This is a genomic window from Winslowiella iniecta, assembly GCF_001267535.1.
Lineage (GTDB): Bacteria > Pseudomonadota > Gammaproteobacteria > Enterobacterales > Enterobacteriaceae > Erwinia > Erwinia iniecta.
This window is the reverse complement of record NZ_JRXE01000004.1, coordinates 146,428-162,982: the sequence shown is the minus strand read 5'-3', so window position 1 is coordinate 162,982 and position 16,555 is coordinate 146,428. Positions and strand designations below refer to the sequence as shown.

19 protein-coding genes are annotated in these 16,555 nt (G+C 53.4%); 5 read left to right on the top strand and 14 right to left on the bottom strand.

Annotated features, from left to right (window positions below; all coding sequences use genetic code 11):
* Window positions 1-92: 92 nt before the first annotated feature.
* From NG42_RS03990 to NG42_RS03970, 4 genes are all read right to left on the bottom strand, one after another.
* Complete coding sequence (locus tag NG42_RS03990; RefSeq protein ID WP_052897971.1) at window positions 93-347, bottom strand: biofilm/acid-resistance regulator YmgB/AriR; 255 nt, start codon at window positions 345-347, stop codon at window positions 93-95.
* A 71-nt stretch (window positions 348-418) separates the two neighbouring features.
* Window positions 419-712: a hypothetical protein gene (locus NG42_RS03985; RefSeq protein WP_052897970.1), complete on the bottom strand. Its 294-nt coding sequence runs from the start codon at window positions 710-712 to the stop codon at window positions 419-421.
* A gap of 194 nt (window positions 713-906) precedes the next feature.
* Window positions 907-1,152, bottom strand: coding sequence for a regulatory protein YcgZ (gene ycgZ, locus NG42_RS03980; RefSeq protein ID WP_052897969.1), 246 nt, complete (start codon window positions 1,150-1,152; stop codon window positions 907-909).
* Window positions 1,153-1,640: 488 nt separating this feature from the next.
* The gene (locus tag NG42_RS03970) at window positions 1,641-1,967 is read right to left on the bottom strand and encodes a biofilm development regulator YmgB/AriR family protein (protein ID WP_241488296.1); all 327 of its coding nucleotides are present in this window, start codon (window positions 1,965-1,967) and stop codon (window positions 1,641-1,643) included.
* A gap of 231 nt (window positions 1,968-2,198) precedes the next feature.
* Between NG42_RS03970 and NG42_RS03965 the strand changes: the two genes are divergently transcribed.
* Window positions 2,199-2,558, top strand: a complete 360-nt coding sequence (locus tag NG42_RS03965; protein WP_052897967.1) for an MmcQ/YjbR family DNA-binding protein — start codon at window positions 2,199-2,201, stop codon at window positions 2,556-2,558.
* Between the two features lie 41 nt (window positions 2,559-2,599).
* On the opposite strand, the gene lldD is transcribed toward NG42_RS03965, so the two are convergent.
* From lldD to NG42_RS03950, 3 genes are all read right to left on the bottom strand, one after another.
* Window positions 2,600-3,742, bottom strand: a complete 1,143-nt coding sequence (gene lldD / locus NG42_RS03960) for an FMN-dependent L-lactate dehydrogenase LldD (protein WP_052897966.1) — start codon at window positions 3,740-3,742, stop codon at window positions 2,600-2,602.
* Complete coding sequence (gene lldR / locus NG42_RS03955; protein WP_052897965.1) at window positions 3,739-4,533, bottom strand: transcriptional regulator LldR; 795 nt, start codon at window positions 4,531-4,533, stop codon at window positions 3,739-3,741. The genes lldD and lldR overlap by 4 nt, the downstream gene beginning before the upstream one ends.
* Before the next feature lie 207 nt (window positions 4,534-4,740).
* Window positions 4,741-5,907 carry an MFS transporter gene (locus NG42_RS03950; RefSeq protein WP_052897964.1) on the bottom strand — a complete coding sequence of 389 codons (1,167 nt, stop codon included), beginning with the start codon at window positions 5,905-5,907 and terminating at the stop codon, window positions 4,741-4,743.
* A gap of 99 nt (window positions 5,908-6,006) precedes the next feature.
* On the opposite strand from NG42_RS03950, the gene NG42_RS03945 reads away from it, so the two are divergent.
* A complete protein-coding gene (locus NG42_RS03945) occupies window positions 6,007-6,777 on the top strand; it encodes a DeoR/GlpR family DNA-binding transcription regulator (protein WP_052897963.1) in 771 nt (256 codons plus the stop codon).
* Between the two features lie 65 nt (window positions 6,778-6,842).
* On the opposite strand, the gene NG42_RS03940 is transcribed toward NG42_RS03945, so the two are convergent.
* Together NG42_RS03940 and ascF are read right to left on the bottom strand one after the other, a co-directional pair.
* A complete protein-coding gene (locus NG42_RS03940) occupies window positions 6,843-8,273 on the bottom strand; it encodes a 6-phospho-beta-glucosidase (RefSeq protein ID WP_052897962.1) in 1,431 nt (476 codons plus the stop codon).
* A gap of 15 nt (window positions 8,274-8,288) precedes the next feature.
* Window positions 8,289-9,752 (bottom strand): PTS cellobiose/arbutin/salicin transporter subunit IIBC, encoded by a 1,464-nt coding sequence (gene ascF / locus NG42_RS03935; RefSeq protein WP_052897961.1) that lies wholly within the window; start codon window positions 9,750-9,752, stop codon window positions 8,289-8,291.
* A 325-nt stretch (window positions 9,753-10,077) separates the two neighbouring features.
* Here ascF and NG42_RS03930 point away from each other — a divergent pair, with 325 nt between their 5' ends.
* Window positions 10,078-11,100, top strand: a complete 1,023-nt coding sequence (locus NG42_RS03930; RefSeq protein ID WP_052897960.1) for a LacI family DNA-binding transcriptional regulator — start codon at window positions 10,078-10,080, stop codon at window positions 11,098-11,100.
* On the opposite strand, the gene NG42_RS03925 is transcribed toward NG42_RS03930, so the two are convergent.
* The 4 genes from NG42_RS03925 to NG42_RS03910 form a co-directional block, all read right to left on the bottom strand.
* Complete coding sequence (locus NG42_RS03925; RefSeq protein ID WP_052897959.1) at window positions 11,093-11,575, bottom strand: putative adhesin; 483 nt, start codon at window positions 11,573-11,575, stop codon at window positions 11,093-11,095. The two genes, NG42_RS03930 and NG42_RS03925, sit on opposite strands and share 8 nt — an antisense overlap.
* 33 nt (window positions 11,576-11,608) lie before the next feature.
* Window positions 11,609-12,172, bottom strand: coding sequence for an RHS repeat-associated core domain-containing protein (locus NG42_RS21835; protein WP_072133161.1), 564 nt, complete (start codon window positions 12,170-12,172; stop codon window positions 11,609-11,611).
* Window positions 12,173-12,413: 241 nt separating this feature from the next.
* A complete protein-coding gene (gene exaC / locus NG42_RS03915) occupies window positions 12,414-13,934 on the bottom strand; it encodes an acetaldehyde dehydrogenase ExaC (protein WP_052897957.1) in 1,521 nt (506 codons plus the stop codon).
* 143 nt (window positions 13,935-14,077) lie between these two features.
* Window positions 14,078-14,878: a LysR substrate-binding domain-containing protein gene (locus tag NG42_RS03910; protein WP_241488299.1), complete on the bottom strand. Its 801-nt coding sequence runs from the start codon at window positions 14,876-14,878 to the stop codon at window positions 14,078-14,080.
* Window positions 14,879-14,980: 102 nt separating this feature from the next.
* Between NG42_RS03910 and NG42_RS23310 the strand changes: the two genes are divergently transcribed.
* On the top strand, window positions 14,981-15,277 hold the full coding sequence (locus NG42_RS23310; protein WP_052897956.1) for an isocitrate/isopropylmalate family dehydrogenase: 297 nt from the start codon (window positions 14,981-14,983) through the stop codon (window positions 15,275-15,277).
* Window positions 15,278-15,316: 39 nt separating this feature from the next.
* On the opposite strand, the gene NG42_RS03900 is transcribed toward NG42_RS23310, so the two are convergent.
* Entirely contained in the window at window positions 15,317-16,027 is a 711-nt protein-coding gene (locus NG42_RS03900; protein WP_052897955.1) for a glutamine amidotransferase, read from the bottom strand.
* Between the two features lie 223 nt (window positions 16,028-16,250).
* Between NG42_RS03900 and NG42_RS23305 the strand changes: the two genes are divergently transcribed.
* The coding region (locus NG42_RS23305; RefSeq protein WP_052898038.1) for an EamA family transporter at window positions 16,251-16,555 on the top strand (305 nt) is incomplete at its 3' end.

The following is a 16,555-nucleotide window of genomic DNA, read 5'->3' as shown; positions in this document are numbered from 1 at the left end:
CGCAGGCCAGAGATTCTGCTGGCCTGCGGTAATCAGAAGCGGGTATTTTAAAAAAAAGGTGGGGTCAGCGCGGCGGTGGCGAAAAACGTAGGTTAAAACTCGGGGTCATCTGGCGTACGACCCACTACCAGCTCCAGCGCGTCACGATAAATATCTTGCGTCACCGCATCTGTCGTGGTTTCCAGCTTTTCAATCAGTTTCAGGATAACGGCCTTATTGGTCACATGCTTACCTGAAGCGACAATTTCCTTAATAACGGCGCCGATGAACTCAGCTTCGGCCGAATGCCCTTCACCACCGTTTTCGATATAATCAGAAAGCTGACTTTCTGTAGACGACTGCTGCATGGGTAATTCCTCTGAACTATTAATAGTTTATGCTGCCGGGCTGTTTAGCAAAGTCGTAATGCCGTTTCTGCTCAGTGTTTTTTGGTGCCATCAGCCGGTCCGTCACTGGTAAACAGATGCACGACATTGTCCCTGCCACGAATTTCATGCGTCACGCGTTTGTGGCTGTCTGCCTGACTGGCTCTCACTTCATTAATCGCGCGTTGGCAGGCACGGCGTTTAACGCCATCACTCTCCGCTTTCGCCATCAGTTGCAACTGATGGATCAACGCAGCGTTACTAATCACGCCGTCGGCGCGGATAAGTGCAAGGACGGCTTCGCCCATCATAATGTCGGTTAATTTTTCTTCATCACTTCTGGTCATAACAGCTTCTCTGAATCAGTTACGCGCCTCTGAATGGATACGAGGCAGTTACTTGAACGGGTTTCGCTTGCAGCGAACCTCCAGGCCGGTTCCGGCAGGGAGAAAACTCCTGGCGAACGCGATCCTGTCAGAATTTTCGGGCTAGTATTTCAGGCAGAAACATCAGTCATTCGGAGAACATAGCAACGTAATACTCAATCCCCACGACCAAAAAGCATACCAATAAGTTCCTGATAATGTCTTTCCTGCTGCTGGCAACTGCACAGTTCAAGCCGGACCAGCAACTTGGCACAGATGGTTTTACGGTTGATATGTTTACCTGAACGCAGGATCTCCACAACGATCTGGCCCAGTGTTTCCTGCTGAGACGGTAAGCTGGCCTCATTAAAATACCGGGCAATGTCCTGATCGGGTTTGGTGTTAAATCCATCCTGACGCATGTGTCTGCCCTCAGCGTTGAAAAGTTCTAAAAATGCCCAAGTCTTTTGAAAGACTAACTTATACAGTTTTAAAAAACATGTATAGGAATTCTGTCAATCTGCCGCAGTGATGTTTGTGCAAAAAGTGCTAAGGCTGACATAACAGCCGATGACAGGCAGCAAATCCTGATGCCGCGACCATGAAAAGATCGCGGGCGTAAATAGGCCAGCTTGCTTTCAGGTGATACACTGTAACCCTCACCAGAAACGGGAGTGGAAGTGCAAAGCAGTCACCACAGCCATCGCCAGCAAGTCTGTGAAGTTATCGGCAGAGCGGTATTTGAATTGATTCGCTGCGGTCAGGCAGTCGAGCCGCGTAACATCATCCTTATTCTGCAGCTACAAGGCGCGCAGGCCTCAAGTGACCAACAAAAGCACCTCTATCTGTTGGCCAGGCATAGTGTCACAGAAGGTCTTCCTTGATAGTGTTACATTTCAGTGGGTTAATTTTATTGACCCTGAGAGACCACTAACTCAAGTGCCTTACGATAGATATCTGCCTGTAGCACATCGTTTTCACTCTCAAGTTTATCAATCAGATTCAGAATCACGTCCCGACTTCTGACTTTGGTTTTTACGCTTAACAGCTCTTGATAAATTGACTCAATAACCGCAGATTCGCTCTGGTAAAGATCACCAGTGTTCTTAAAATAATCAGTAATTTGCGACTCGGTATTAAATTCTTTTGCGGCAATTTTTGCATGCATTTTCAAACTCTCAAAAGTTAAGTTGCTCAGCCCGCAAAGCGGGCGATGATGTACAACTTTAAAAAACATCTGAAACGGCGTGCTGCTGCCAACTTCAGTTGTGCCGCAAGGTATCTGGCTTCACCATGCTGTAGGTTGGTACAAAACAAATCTATACAACAATCTTATTTTTGTACAATTAATTGGAAATGTTTTTTTCTGGTCGGAGTTGTATTTAAAAGGCCACATTGGGTAAGTCATAAATTCGTGACAGATAGCGAGTCAATCAACCGCTGCCCGGTTGCATCACGGAGAGTAAACATGAATCAAAAAGACGTTGAGTTATTTCTTTTAAGCCAGAAAGCGGCAGAGTCCGGCCTGCCATTTGGCCCGCAGGCATTGGTGTTTAAGGTGATGGGTAAAATGTTTGCGGTGGTCTCGCAGCAGGAAGCGGTCGCCCGAGTGACGCTGAAAGGCACGCCAGCCGATGTGGCATTTTTAGTGGATGAATTCGCCGCGATAAAACCCGGTTACTACATGGATAAAAAACACTGGATGACCATCAGCTTAAGCGGTGAAATTGATGATGGCATGCTGCAAGACTTGATCATCCGTTCTTATCATCTGGTGGTGGCGAAGCTGAAAAAATCAGAACGCGATCGGTTAACTCAGCAGGAATAATCCTGCCCGCACTGAACGGGCAAGAGAATTCCCCTACCGCTTCAGGCCGGTAACGACACCAGCGATTCACGACTGATTTCGCTGATGGATTTCGCACCGGTCAGGGTCATCGCCACGCGCATCTCCTTTTCCATCAGTTCCAGCAGGTTAATCACTCCCGCCTCACCGGCGGCTGCCAGCGCATAAACAAATGCCCGCCCCAGCAGTACGCTGTCAGCGCCCAGCGCAATCATACGCACCACGTCGAGGCCGGTACGAATGCCGGAATCGGCCAGAATAGTGATGTCGCCTTTTACCGCGTCAGCAATTGCTGGCAGCGCGCGGGCGCTGGAGAGTACGCCATCCAGCTGGCGGCCACCGTGATTCGAGACAATAATGCCGTCAGCGCCGAATTTCACCGCATCTTTGGCATCTTCCGCATCCAGAATGCCTTTAATAATCATCGGCCCCTGCCAGAATTCACGGATCCACTCCAGATCCTGCCATGAAATTGACGGATCGAAGTTGGCCCCGAGCCAGCCAATATAATCCTCCAGCGTGGTCGGTTTACCGCGGTAGGCTGAAACGTTACCCAGATCGTGCGGTTTACCGTTTAGCCCGACATCCCACGCCCACTGCGGATGCGTCATCGCCTGCATAATACGGCGCGCCGCGGCGTTCGGGCCGCTCATACCGGAGTGGGCATCGCGGTAGCGCGCACCGGGTACCGGCATATCCACGGTAAACACCAGCGTTTTCACCCCGGCAGCCTGCGCACGTTCCAGCGCATTGCGCATAAAGCCCCTGTCTTTCAGCACATACAGCTGAAACCACATTGGCCGGTCAATAGCCGGTGCCACTTCTTCAATCGGGCAGACCGAGACCGTCGAAAGCGTAAACGGAATGCCTTTTTTCGCCGCCGCGCGCGCCGCCTGCACTTCACCACGACGCGCATACATACCGGTCAGTCCGACCGGTGCCAGCACCACCGGCATCGCCAGTTTTTCCCCGAACAGCGTCGTTTCCAGACTCAGTGCCGACATATTTTTCAGCACACGCTGACGCAGAGCAATATCGGCTAAATCTGCGGTATTGCGCCGTAAAGTGTGCTCGCCATACGCCCCGCCATCAATATAGTGAAACAGAAACGGCGGGAGTTTCCGCTGCGCGGCCGCCCGATAATCCGTTGAAGCGGAAATGATCATTCTTCGCCTTCCTTATGTGATTTCAGTACGTTGCCCGGCAAGCGCATCAACCGCTGCTGGCGTGCTTCGTCTTCATGTAAGCTTCTCATCGTGTCATGGACAAAACCCAGATGGGTCATCGCCGCCTGACGTGCTGCTTCGGCGTCACCACCAACAATCGCCTGTAACAATGCGTGATGCTGGTCAGTCAGGCGGGAAAAAATCACCGGCTGGCTGTACATGCGCTGGCGGCTTTGCAGCACCGACGTCTGCATCAGATCAAAAAAGCCGCGCATGGTTTGCAGCAACACCAGATTGTGTGAAGCCACCGCGATCGCCAGATGAAAGCGCACATCCGCCTGCGCGGCCAGTGCCGGATCGTCACTGTCCTTCAGTTTCAGGGTGGCATCAAAGGCATATTGCAGCTGCTCTTTATCCGCCTCGGTAGCACGTAAGGCGGCATACCATGCGGTGCTGGCTTCAATGGCATGGCGCGCTTCAAGGATGTCATAACGATAATCAGGATCGTCCTCAACCAGCTGGCGTAACGGTTCAACGATGCTCAAATCGGTCCACAGCGCGATCTGCTCGCGCAATCGGGTACCGTCTCCGCGTCGGCTGACCAGCATGCCAACGCTGATCAGCTGCTGGATGGCCTCGCGCAGTGACGAGCGTGATACGCCCAGCTCGGCTGCCAGTTGGCGTTCGGCGGGCAGGCGCATTCCTGCCTGCAGTTTTCGATCGTCAATTAACGCCTTCAGCCTGCTCACCAGCGGGTCTGCCGGACGCGGGGGATTAAGTTTACTGCTCATCTTTTTTCCTGACGGTTCAGCGGGCAACAGACCATTGTCAATATTGGTCCTACCAAAAAAGCGTAACGGAGCAGTAGTGTTAATCTGGTGTTATTTTCATGCAACCTTGCAGCGGGTAATTTTCACTTATCTGTGATCGCCCGCGATGTTATGACGATATTGGTAGGACCAATAACTGCCGCGCAGAACGCGCGGCAAGGGAGGAATTTACATTTTGACGCGCCGCGCCACCCACGCGACGACCAGCAGCAACAGCGCTACCAGCATAAACGCCACCGGCAGGCTACTGTAGTGGGCTACAAAGCCGATGCTCGCTGGCCCGGCGAGCACGCCCATATAGCCCATCGTCGAGATAGCCGGTACAGCAACCGCCTGCGGCATACTGGTTTGTCTGCCGATGGCTGAAAACATCACCGGTACGATATTGGCGCAGCCGATGCCGATCAGCGCATAACCAATCAGGGAAAATATCCAGAACGGAACAAAAATCGTCAGGGCGAGACCGCTCGCCGCCACTACGGCACCGACAATCACCACCGGATAACGACCAAAACGCGCGACGATGCGATCACCAGTTAGACGCCCGAGGGTCATGGTAGCAGCGAAACAGGCAAAACCGAGGCCGCCAGCAGAGTCGGGTAATGCGCGGTATTCGGTGAGGAACACCGCACTCCAGTCAAGTACCGCCCCTTCGGCGAGGAACACGGCAAAACAGATAGCGCCCAGTACCAGTACCGCGCCGCGCGGCAGCGCAAAAGCTGGCCCCTCGGCGGGATTGGCATAGTTCAGTAAACCACGGATACTGAGCAGCAGCAGCAGCAACACCAGTAGTGCGATGATTAAAGTGGCACTGAATGGCGAGAGGCCGAGTAACATCATTCCGCTCATCGCACCGGCTCCGGCGATACCACCAATGCTATAAAAGCCGTGAAACCCGGACATAACCGGCTTCGACGACGCTTTCTCAACAATTATCGCCTGCACATTCATTGCACAGTCGGTAATACCGATCCCCACGCCAAAACCGAGCAGCGCCAGCGCCAGCATGGCGCTGTCAGGGATCACCGCCAGCAACGGCATAATCAGGCTGAAGATAAATACTGAGGTGATCAGCACCGCACGGCAGCCGAAACGCGTGGTTAATACCCCGGTTAACGGCATTGCCACCAGCGCGCCACCGCCAAGGCACAGCAGCAACAGCCCGAGCGTGCCGTCATTGACGCCGGTATTCAGTTTGGCAAACGGCACCAGCGCCGCCCACGCGGCAGTGGCGAAACCGGCAATAAAAAACATCAACCGGGTTGCGCCCTGTTCACGCTTCGCCGGGATAAAATCGGCACTCTGCTGCGGTAAAGACCTTGAGTAATCTGACATTTCGCTAAGTTCTCTTACACCGTTATCGATAAATTGAATGCGTCAGGGATAATGCTGTATGCTCATTTCTGCTCGATTACGGTAAATAAAGGAAATTTAATGCTCGATTATGCAGCTTTTCCGCAGCAGCGACAATCCCTGATTCGTCAGAAACTCCGTGATGAAGGTCGGGTAGTATGCGCAGACCTTTCCGCGCAGTTACAGGTGTCCGAACACACTATCCGCCGAGATTTGCAGCAGTTAGCGCGTGAGGGAGTGTGCAAAAAGGTGTATGGCGGTGCCGTCAGCATCGTGACGGAATCGGGCTCGTTCAGCCATCGCGCGCGGGAATCCAGTGCGGAAAAAACTGCAATTGCCGCAGGTTGCGCCCGGCGCGTCAAGGAGGGCGGATGTATTTATATTGATGCCGGTTCAACGAATCTGGCGATGGCGAAAGCACTGCCGGTGCAGCTGAAACTGACCGTTGTCACCAACTCGCCGCTGATTGCCGTGGAGCTGATGAACTATCCGCACTGCGAAGTGATTATGCTTGGAGGGCGGCTGCAGAAACAGACCGGCGGCAGCCTCGGCGTCACACCGCAGCAGCAATTGAGCCATATCTGGTTTGATCAGGCTTTTCTCGGCGGTTGTGCCATGGATGCCGATGCCGGACTGACGGTATTTGACTATGAAGATGCTGAATTCAAAAAAGCGGTGGTTGAGCGCAGTAACGACATTATTGTTGCGCTGACCGCCGATAAAATTCCCGGCATCGCCCGTTATTCGGTCGTGTTATGCGAAGATATTTCGCTGATGGTGGTGGATAAGCGTGTGCCGGAAGAGAGGCTGGCGGCGTTTACGGCGAAAAATATCGCGATCGAATGGGTATAAAGATTCTGCGCTGCTGCCGGAAATATTCACCGTCGGGGCGGCGTTTTCGCCGCCCGTCGCAAAGATTAACTCAGATCCGCCCCGTTACTGGCGATCACTTTTTTATACCAGTAAAACGACTTCTTACGGGTTCTGGCCAGCGTACCCTGCCCCTGATCGTCGCGATCAACATAGATAAACCCATAGCGCTTGCTCATTTCGCCGGTTGAGGCCGAGACCAGATCGATACATCCCCAGGAGGTGTAACCCATCAGCGGAATGCCGTCATCAATTGCCTCCGCCATCGCTTTGATATGCTCGCGCAAATAGCTAATACGGTAATCATCGTCAATCTCGCCCTGCGCGTTAATTTCATCCCTGGCTCCCAGACCGTTTTCCACCAGAAACAGCGGTTTCTGATAGCGGTCATACATCATATTCATGGTGATACGCAGCCCGAGGGGATCGATACCCCAGCCCCACTCGCTGGCCTGAATATGGGGGTTTTTCAAAGATTTAACGATATTAGCCGCGCTGCTGTTGCCCTCATTCATGTCGGCGGAAGCGCAACGTGACGCATAATAGCTGAAGGAGACAAAATCGACGGTATGCCGGAGAATTTCACTGTCGCCCGGCTCGCTGATAATCGACACATTCTTCTCACGAAACACCCGTTTGGTATAGGACGGGTAACTGCCTCGTGCCTGCACATCAATAAAGAACAGGTTTTCACGGTCCTTTTCCAGCGCGGCCCAGACATCCTCCGGCTTACACGACCACGGGTAAAAATTCCCCCCCGCCAGCATACAGCCAACCTGATTCTCCGGGTTCACCTCGTGGGCAATTTTGGTTGCCAGCGCACTGGCGACCAGCTCATGGTGCGCCGCCTGATATTTTACCTGCTCCTGGTTTTCACCTTCTTCAAACACCAGTCCGGCACCGGAAAACGGGCTGTGCAGCAGAATGTTGATTTCATTAAAGGTCAGCCAGTATTTCACCAGACCATCAAAGGCTTCGAAGCAGGTGCGGGCATAGCGGGCAAAAAACTCCACCATCTTACGGTTGCGCCATGAACCGTACTCCCTGACCAGATGCATCGGCACATCAAAGTGACACAGCGTGACCAGCGGCTCGATATGGTACTTTTTACATTCGCTGAACAGCGCATGATAAAACGCAATGCCCTCGGCGTTTGGCGTCATTTCATCGCCGTTGGGATAAATACGGCTCCAGGCAATCGAGGTACGAAATACGGTAAAGCCCATCTCGGCCATTAAGGCGATATCTTCTTGATAACGATGATAAAAATCGATCGCCTGATGGCTCGGGTAAAATTCATCGTCACGCAGCGCAAAGCGCTTCTCCTGACCCAGTTTTACCGCCAGCCGATCTTTACCATGCGGGATCATATCAACCGTCGTGACACCTTTCCCCCCCTCAAGCCAGGCACCTTCAGCCTGGTTTGCGGCAATCGCGCCACCCCATAAAAAATCGTCGGGAAATGTTGATGCTGACATTAGCGTCCTCTTGTCTCAGTTAACTTTTACTGCGCGCTGCGGCGCGTCAAACGGTGTGGCAGCAGTGGATTGCTGTTCGCTGTTCTCCACCGGAATATCCTCGAATCCCAGCAATAAGGTGGTGACGAACGACAGCACCACCGCCAGAATCATCACGCCGAATACCCAGACAATACTCATTGGGTTAGTCGGGTCGAAGAACTGCACGCTGGTAAACAGCCCCGGTGAAGCCATTGAATGGCTGGCCAGCCCGGCAATACCGGCGATACCGCCACAGACAAAACCACTGATCAGGCAGGCGATCAGCGGGCGCTTCAGCCGTACCGCGACACCGTACAGTGCCGGTTCCGAAATACCGGCAACAATTGCCGAGGCCGCCGCGGCCAGCGCCGTCTGGCGCAGTTCCGGGTTTTTAGTCCGCCATGCCACCGCCAGCGAAGAGCCGCCCAGCGACAGGTTGGCACCGATTTCTGAAGGCATCACCATGCCCTCTTTGCCGGTTTCGGCAATAGTCTGAATAATGGTGGGCGTAAAGACGCGATGCATGCCGGTCATCACCAGCAACGGCCAGATCGCCCCCATAATCGCGACTGATAACCAGCCCAGATAGCTATGAATGGTATACACCAGCGCGGAAATCCCGCTGCCGATCCAGATACCCAACGGGCCAATCAGCACGATCGCAACCGGTGCCGCAATCAGTACAATCAGCATCGGTTTCAGGAAGTTTTTAGTTACCGCTGGGGTAATACGGTCGACCCAACGCTCAATATATGAAAGCAGCCAGGTCATGCACAGCGCCGGGATTACGGTATAGGTGTATTTCACCGCGGTCACCGAGAATCCGATAAATTCCACCGGCTGCCCCTGCGCCGCCTTCGCCATCAGGTCGATAAAGTTGGGATGAACCAACACCCCAGCGATAGCAATTGCCAGCGACATATTGGTTTTGAATTTGACTGCCGCCGAGGCCGCCACCATCACCGGCAGGAAGAAGAAAGCACCGTCGCCAATCACATTCAGAATCACCAGCGTCGACGCGCCTTTCTCCATCACCCCGCTCATCTCAAGGATCATCGCCAGCAGTTTCACCATCGAACCACCGATAATCGCCGGGATCAGCGGCGACATGGTGCCGATCAGCGCATCAAGAATGCCTGCGCCAATGCGTTTCAGGGTCAATTTATTCTTCACCGGCGTGGCGGCGGCCGGTGATGCCGGTGCGCCAGAGGGCAGCAATTTCATCACTTCGGCCCAGGCCTGGGAAACAGTGTTGCCAATAATCACCTGGCACTGGTTTTCATTCTGCACCACGCCCATCACTGCTGAAATCGACTTCAGCCTGGCGCTGTCAACGGCGCTGGCGTCAATCAGCACAAAACGTAAACGCGTCATGCAGTGCGTGACGGCTTCGATATTCCCGGCACCACCAAGAGCATCAACGATCGATCGTGAAACTGCCTCAAAATTTTTTGACATAAGTAACCACTCTCTTGTAACGAGAAATTATTATTAAATTCATCTGGTTAGATAATGAAAACCGCGTTACTGCACAACAGCAGGGCAAAATAAGTAACCGGTTCCACACGAGAATGTTCAACTATTCGTCATAGTTCAAGAGATAAGAGGGGTTAATTTTCGTTTTGTGATAACGATCGACATTCGATCGCAATTAAATGATTTTTGTGCCGGTGTGCGGTAGCGCTCTCGCCGCAAATAACCCACTTCCGCCAGTCAGAACAGTTAGTTAGCCGTAGCGAAATGTGTAGAATGGCAACTATTCTTACAGATTGCGGAATCAGCTATGTCGACCATGCAGCAAGTGGCAAAAAAAGCCGGCGTCTCGAAAGCCACGGTTTCACGTGTGCTGTCAGGCAAGGGTTATGTCAGCGAAGCAACGAAACAGCAGGTGTTCAGCGCCATTGAAGAGACCGGATACCGGCCCAATCTGCTGGCGCGCAATCTGGCCAGCACCACTTCACAGTGTATTGGTCTGGTGGTCACCAACACCCTGTACAATGGCAGCTACTTTAATGAGTTACTTTCCCAGGCGGCAAGGAAGCTGGAAGCCAATGGCCGTCAGCTGATTCTGGTGGATGGCAAACACAGTGCTGAAGAGGAGCAGCAGGCGATTCAGTTTCTGCTGGATTTACGCTGCGATGCCATCATTATTTATCCGCGCTTTCTTACCGTCGATGCGCTGGATGTGATAATCGATCAAACCCGACAGCCGGTTATGGTGGTGAACCGTCAGCTGCGAAAGCATCAAAGCCACTGTATTTGCTGCGATCATAAAGGTTCCAGTTATCAGGCAACCCGTCATCTGATCGCGCGCGGCCATCAGCATATCGCCTTTATTACCGGCTCGCTCGATTCACCAACCGCCATCGAACGCCTGTCCGGCTACAAACAGGCGTTACTCGACTGTGGGCTACCGCTCAGCGAAGAACGGATTATCCACGGTAAATGGAGTCCGGCCAGCGGCGCAGCGGCGGCCGACACGCTGCTTAACCGCAAGGTTAGCTTTAGCGCGCTGATTGCCAGTAATGATGATATGGCGATTGGCGCGATAAAAACCTTTACCGCTGCGGGCATTCGCGTGCCGGACGACATTTCGGTTATTGGTTTTGACAATATCCCCACCGCGCCCTTTCTGACGCCGTCACTGTCCAGCGTCAAAGATCCGGTCAGCGATATGATCAATCAGGTGATTAACCAACTGATCTCGATGCTGGATGGTGGCTATTTATCCCGCGACAACCTGTTCCTGTCGGAGTTACTGGTCAGGGATTCGGTGGGCAACGGGCCTTTTTACCAGGCTAATTAGAGAGCCTCCTTGCGCGACAACCTAAAATTTGCAGGTCATGATAATGGTAGCGCTGAGCCAGATCGATCAGATGCCGGGTTTCTGCCGGCTGAACCGGTACAATAAGATCGTAACTATAATCAGGCGGTGAACGCATCATTGATAAGGAGACCGTACCTTCCGAAATGGGCCTTAAAGAGAGGTTCTCGATGCGCGTCTTGCCTTGATAAGTCTGTGAGAACGGCATCACTTCATCGCTGGCGCTACCTTGCAAACGATTGTAAATCCGTAACATACTCCATGAACCGAGCTTTTCGCCACGCCTGATGTAATAGCTGACCGACAGCCCTTCAGGCAGAGTCAACTTTGCCGTACCATTAAAGTATTTGATGGGTAAGAAACGGCTGTGTGAGACAAAAATCGCTTTATCATTACTTTCACGACTGGCATAGCGCAGAAAAACCCGGTCGCCTGTTTCGATTCTTTCGGGTGACATGGTGGCGATAACCAGATTTGGATTAAGCTGACTTTAAGAACGGTTCCCGAGCGAAAACAGATTACCCGCTAATTTTTTTTCCTGTTGTGAAATCAACAGGCGATTTCCCGCCAGCGCCAGACCGCTAACAAATGATAACATCCCAGTGGAAAATGACAGCCATCCCAGGGTTGGCGCTAATGTCGACTGCCTCGCTTCTGCCAGCCAACTGGCAATACCGGTGATATCCGCGAATAATGCCGAGCCCGTGGTGAATAACGTCAGGCTCGAGGCTTCGGCCAGCGCGGCGCTGAGACTGCCTGTCGCCGCGAGCGATGCCCCCGCAGTAAACAGTGATGTCACCATACCAAGTAAGCCTAACCCTATGCCTGCGGCGACCTGCCAGCTGAAATGACCCGAGGGATCGGCACGGTTGATCGGGTCACCCTCGCACCATGCCCAGGGATGAGTCCCTCCCGCGCCAAAAGGACTCCAGCTATCCGGACAATTAAACCGCATCAGTGTTGGGTTGTAAGGCCGCAGACCATTGCCGGGGTGTAAGCCATCGCTAAGTGGATCACGACGCTCACCATTAAAACTTAAGAGCACGGTATTCATTAATGCCTCCAATTAATACACGCTGTTGATAAACAACAGGTATCCTTGCGCGAGGCATTAAGCAATTGTTCGACCATCACAGTTATCATTTTTAACTGCGGGTCACATTACCGGGATTGCCGGAGTCTTTCGGGATAGTTTGTCACGGGAGGCGAAAACGCCGCCTCGACAAGAGACTGGAGGGGCGCCATTTCGGCTCCCCTCCTGATGGCAGGCAAGGGTATGCACGGCTTAACCGCAATCAGAAGAAGCCCAGCGGCTGCACGCTATAGCTCACCAGCAAATTTTTCGTCTGCTGATAGTGATCGAGCATCATTTTATGGGTTTCACGGCCAATTCCGGATTTTTTATAACCGCCAAATGCGGCGTGCGCCGGATAGAGATGATAGCAGTTAGTCCAGACGCGTCCGGCTTTAATCGCCCGTCCTACGCGATACGCGCGATTAATATCGCGGGTCCAGACGCCGGCACCCAGCCCGTAAATCGAATCGTTAGCAATTGCAATCGCTTCGGCTTCATCCTTAAAGGTGGTAATACCGATTACCGGCCCGAAAATCTCTTCCTGGAACACGCGCATGCTGTTGTTACCTTTCAGCAGTGTGGGCTGAATGTAGTAACCGCTGGCGAGATCGCCTTCCAGTTTCTCAATGCCGCCGCCGACCAACACTTCCGCGCCCTCTTGCTGCGCGATATCCAGATAAGAGAGGATCTTATCGAACTGCTGTTGTGAAGCCTGCGCGCCAATCATGGTTTCGCTGTCCATCGGATCGCCACGTTTTATGGTTTTGATGCGTTTCAGTACTGCTTCGATAAACGGTTGATAGATGGACTCCTGCACCAGCGCACGCGACGGACAGGTACAGATTTCCCCCTGGTTCAGGAAACCCAGCACCACGCCTTCCGCCGCTTTTTCAATAAATGACGGCTCCGCCTGCATAATATCTTCAAAGAAGATATTCGGGGATTTGCCGCCCAGCTCAACGGTGGAGGGGATCAGATTCTTTGCCGCCAGCTCAAGAATATGTCCGCCGGTGGCGGTTGAACCGGTAAACGCTACTTTGGCGATATCTTTATGCGACGCCAGCGCTTCACCCGCTTCACGCCCGAAGCCGTGCACCACGTTCAGCACGCCCGGCGGCAGCAGATCGTTAATCAGTTCAGCAAACAGCGTTATCGAAAGCGGCGTCTGCTCTGCCGGTTTCAGCACCACGCAGTTACCCGCTGCCAGCGCCGGTGCCAGCTTCCACGCCGCCATCAGCAACGGGAAGTTCCACGGAATAATTTGCGCCACCACACCCAGCGGTTCATGGAAGTGATAAGCAGCGGTAAATTCATCAATCTCTGCTGCGGTACCCTCCTGCGCGCGCAGGCAACCGGCAAAATAGCGGAAATGGTCAACCGCCAGCGGCAGATCCGCCGCGAGGGTTTCGCGCACCGGTTTACCGTTATCCCAGGTTTCATTAACCGCCATTCTTTCCAGATTTTGCTCCAGCCGGTCGGCAATTTTCAGTAAGGTCAGCGAACGCACCTGCACAGACGTTTTACCCCAGGCCTCTGCCGCCGCATGCGCGGCAGCAACCGCATTATCCACATCTTGTGCTCCTGAACGCGGGAACTCGCCGACCACTGAGCCGTTAATCGGCGAGGTATTTGAGAAATACTCACCCTGTACTGGCGCGACAAATTCGCCATTGATAAAGTTGCCATAACGTTGTTGCAGCGTGATCAGCGAACCTTTATATCCCGGATATGCGTAACGCATGGTGTTTCTCCTGTCCATTTCACTGGTGCATAATTAACAATGACATAACCCAGAATTAACACTGGCAGAAGAAAACGAAGATGTCAGATGGCAGGCGGCGAAATTGTGAAGTGGACAGAAATATCCTCAGCAATTCGCCAGCATCAGGCTGATAACTGCGGCTGCGCCATCAGTATCTCCAGCATTTTTTCGCGCAACGGGTCACGCGCATCACGCATCCAGGCCACGGAGAGCGGCAGACCATTAATCGCTCCGGCCCCCTTGCCGGTTAACCGAATATAACTGACGTTGCGCGCCGGCATGCGCGAGGTCCATTGCGGCACAATGGCACTCCCCAGCTCGGCCGCCACCAGATTGATAATGGTCCGTTTTTCATCGGCAAGCTGAGCAATTCTGGCGCTTAACCCGGCCTCGGCAAACAGATTGATCGACAGATTATGACTGTGTGGCCGCGATTTACGTTCCGGGACGATTAACGGCTGATCCTGCAAATCCTCAATCTGTAAACAGTCACGTTTTGCCAGCGGATGACACTCCGCCACCGCCACCACAATCGCTTCATTAAATAAGAAACGCATTACAATCTCTGGCTCTTTTTTCTCCGGCGGGCGAATAAATATCAGATCTAACCGACCTGATTTCAGCCGGGGTAATAAGCGCAGGGTTTTGTCTTCGAATATCTGTACTTCGGTTTGCGGATAACGTTGGCGAAATGCGTGCAACAGTTGCGGAATTAATCCGGCAGCGGCGCTGTCGAGAGCGCCAATCTTTAGCGTCGTCGCCTGTTGTTGCCCCATCTGACGGAACCGACTGGTCAGGGCATCCGCCTGCGCAATCAATAATCTGGCCTCATCAAACAGTAACAGGCCACCTGGCGTCAGCGCGACATGGCGCAGCGTGCGGATAAACAGGCGGGTGCCGAGATCCTCCTCCAGCAGCCGCATGTCCAAAATGCAGCTCTTCTGCTACGGCGATAAAACAGCGAAGTTGGTGGAGATCCATACGGCAGCTATGCCAATGAACTCTATTTTGTCGCCGCACTGCTGGTGCTTTCAGCGCTACTGGTTCTGTGGCTGTCATGGTCACAGCGCAAACCGCACTGCCGTCGTGACAACAAACCCGCTGCCACTCATCCGATTGCCAGCTTCTGGACCGCGGCACAGATGCTGGAGCATCCTGGCGAAGCGCCAGCGGCGCAGGCGGTGATGCAGGCGGTCGAAACGGTGTGTCAGGCGGGGATAAAAAACCCGGACATGGGCGGGACCGCGACCACTCAGCAGGTGACGGATGCCGTCGCGTTCACCATTCTGCAAAAAGTGACGGCGTTGGAAAGTATTGGCTGACGGCATAATGAGCACGCCACCGGCGTGCTCTGTCGGGGGTTAACTGACCGCTGCCTGCTGCGGCAGCGTGCTGCGGTAAAATGCCTCCAGCAGCGTGCGCGCCCAGTCGGTGCCTTGTAGCGTGTCGCCCTGTTCAGTGGCATTTTCTGGCAGACAGGCGCTCATAATTTGCTGAGTAAATTCGGGATGAAACTGTACCGACAGCGCTGACGCTGAGTAGCGAATAATCTGGCAGCCCTCCAGTGCCGAACGCGCCAGCACTTGCGCCCCTGGCGGCGCTTTTAGCACCGACTGGCGATGGGTCAGCCACGCATCGAACTGTGCCGGCAAGGCTGAAAGCAGCGCATCGCCCGGTGCCAGATTGTCCAGCCGTTGCAGGCCACGTTCCCAGCCGTGCGGGTTATCCGCTACGGTGCCGCCCAGCGCATAAGAGATCAACTGATGACCGTAACAAACCCCAAGCAGCGGCAGCTGAGAGTCGACAGCCCCCCGCACCCAGGCGGCAGTGCGCTCGCTCCAGTCGGCATGATCGGTGACCATTGCCCAGGAACCGCTAAGAATTGCGCCAGAAACCGAACTGTAATCCGGGAGTTGCTCCCCGAGATGCGGACGTATCACCCGATACTCTGCGTCCTGTAATGCTAACGCCTGCACAAACCAGTCAATCTGATCGCCAACCCGCGTAGTGACTTCTGCCGGTGGAACCTCAAGTTGAATAATCGCCAATGGCGCTATGGATAAATGGGACATGCCGAATCAGACTCCTTGTCATTTTTTGAAAAAGCATCACTGCCTGAATACCTCAGGTAACCGCTGCGTAGTCTGACACTTTCCATCGGTTACGTCTTATCACTTTTTCTGAATACCTAAGCCAGCTAGCATAAAAAAAATTACTGTTTCATTTATCCCGACACCCGCGTATTCGTGTCATGATTAACCGGTGAGTTAACAACGCAACATTAAGGAATGCGTCGTGGCACTGCGTCATTTTTTTCTGATTTTACTGGTGGTCTCTCTCTGGGCGTTTAATAACGTGGCGATTAAGTGGGGTCTGCTGGATCTGCCGCCGCTGTTTATGACCTGCATGCGCTTTATCGTGGTGGCGCTGCTGCTGATACCGTTTACCCGCGTCACCCGTGAGCAGCTGCGTTATCTGCTGCCACTGGCGTTCACCTTCGGTTTCCTGCATTTTTCGCTGCTGTTCGTGGGCATCAACTATACCGACGCCGGAACCGGGGCGATCGTGGTACAGCTCGGCACGCCGTTTGCCATGCTGCT

Excerpts from the sequence above, each read along its gene's own strand:
- exaC (WP_052897957.1), bottom strand. The coding sequence starts at position 13,934 with ATGCGTTACGCATATCCGGGATATAAAGGTTCGCTGATCACGCTGCAA.
- NG42_RS03985 (WP_052897970.1), bottom strand. The coding sequence starts at position 712 with ATGACCAGAAGTGATGAAGAAAAATTAACCGACATTATGATGGGCGAA.
- NG42_RS03930 (WP_052897960.1), top strand. The coding sequence starts at position 10,078 with ATGTCGACCATGCAGCAAGTGGCAAAAAAAGCCGGCGTCTCGAAAGCC.
- NG42_RS03990 (WP_052897971.1), bottom strand. The coding sequence starts at position 347 with ATGCAGCAGTCGTCTACAGAAAGTCAGCTTTCTGATTATATCGAAAAC.
- NG42_RS21835 (WP_072133161.1), bottom strand. The coding sequence starts at position 12,172 with ATGAATACCGTGCTCTTAAGTTTTAATGGTGAGCGTCGTGATCCACTT.
- NG42_RS03940 (WP_052897962.1), bottom strand. The coding sequence starts at position 8,273 with ATGTCAGCATCAACATTTCCCGACGATTTTTTATGGGGTGGCGCGATT.
- lldR (WP_052897965.1), bottom strand. The coding sequence starts at position 4,533 with ATGAGCAGTAAACTTAATCCCCCGCGTCCGGCAGACCCGCTGGTGAGC.
- NG42_RS03945 (WP_052897963.1), top strand. The coding sequence starts at position 6,007 with ATGCTCGATTATGCAGCTTTTCCGCAGCAGCGACAATCCCTGATTCGT.
- ycgZ (WP_052897969.1), bottom strand. The coding sequence starts at position 1,152 with ATGCGTCAGGATGGATTTAACACCAAACCCGATCAGGACATTGCCCGG.
- lldD (WP_052897966.1), bottom strand. The coding sequence starts at position 3,742 with ATGATCATTTCCGCTTCAACGGATTATCGGGCGGCCGCGCAGCGGAAA.
- ascF (WP_052897961.1), bottom strand. The coding sequence starts at position 9,752 with ATGTCAAAAAATTTTGAGGCAGTTTCACGATCGATCGTTGATGCTCTT.
- NG42_RS03965 (WP_052897967.1), top strand. The coding sequence starts at position 2,199 with ATGAATCAAAAAGACGTTGAGTTATTTCTTTTAAGCCAGAAAGCGGCA.
- NG42_RS03900 (WP_052897955.1), bottom strand. The coding sequence starts at position 16,027 with ATGTCCCATTTATCCATAGCGCCATTGGCGATTATTCAACTTGAGGTT.
- NG42_RS03925 (WP_052897959.1), bottom strand. The coding sequence starts at position 11,575 with ATGTCACCCGAAAGAATCGAAACAGGCGACCGGGTTTTTCTGCGCTAT.
- NG42_RS03910 (WP_241488299.1), bottom strand. The coding sequence starts at position 14,878 with ATGCGGCTGCTGGAGGAGGATCTCGGCACCCGCCTGTTTATCCGCACG.
- NG42_RS03950 (WP_052897964.1), bottom strand. The coding sequence starts at position 5,907 with ATGTCAGATTACTCAAGGTCTTTACCGCAGCAGAGTGCCGATTTTATC.
- NG42_RS03970 (WP_241488296.1), bottom strand. The coding sequence starts at position 1,967 with ATGTTTTTTAAAGTTGTACATCATCGCCCGCTTTGCGGGCTGAGCAAC.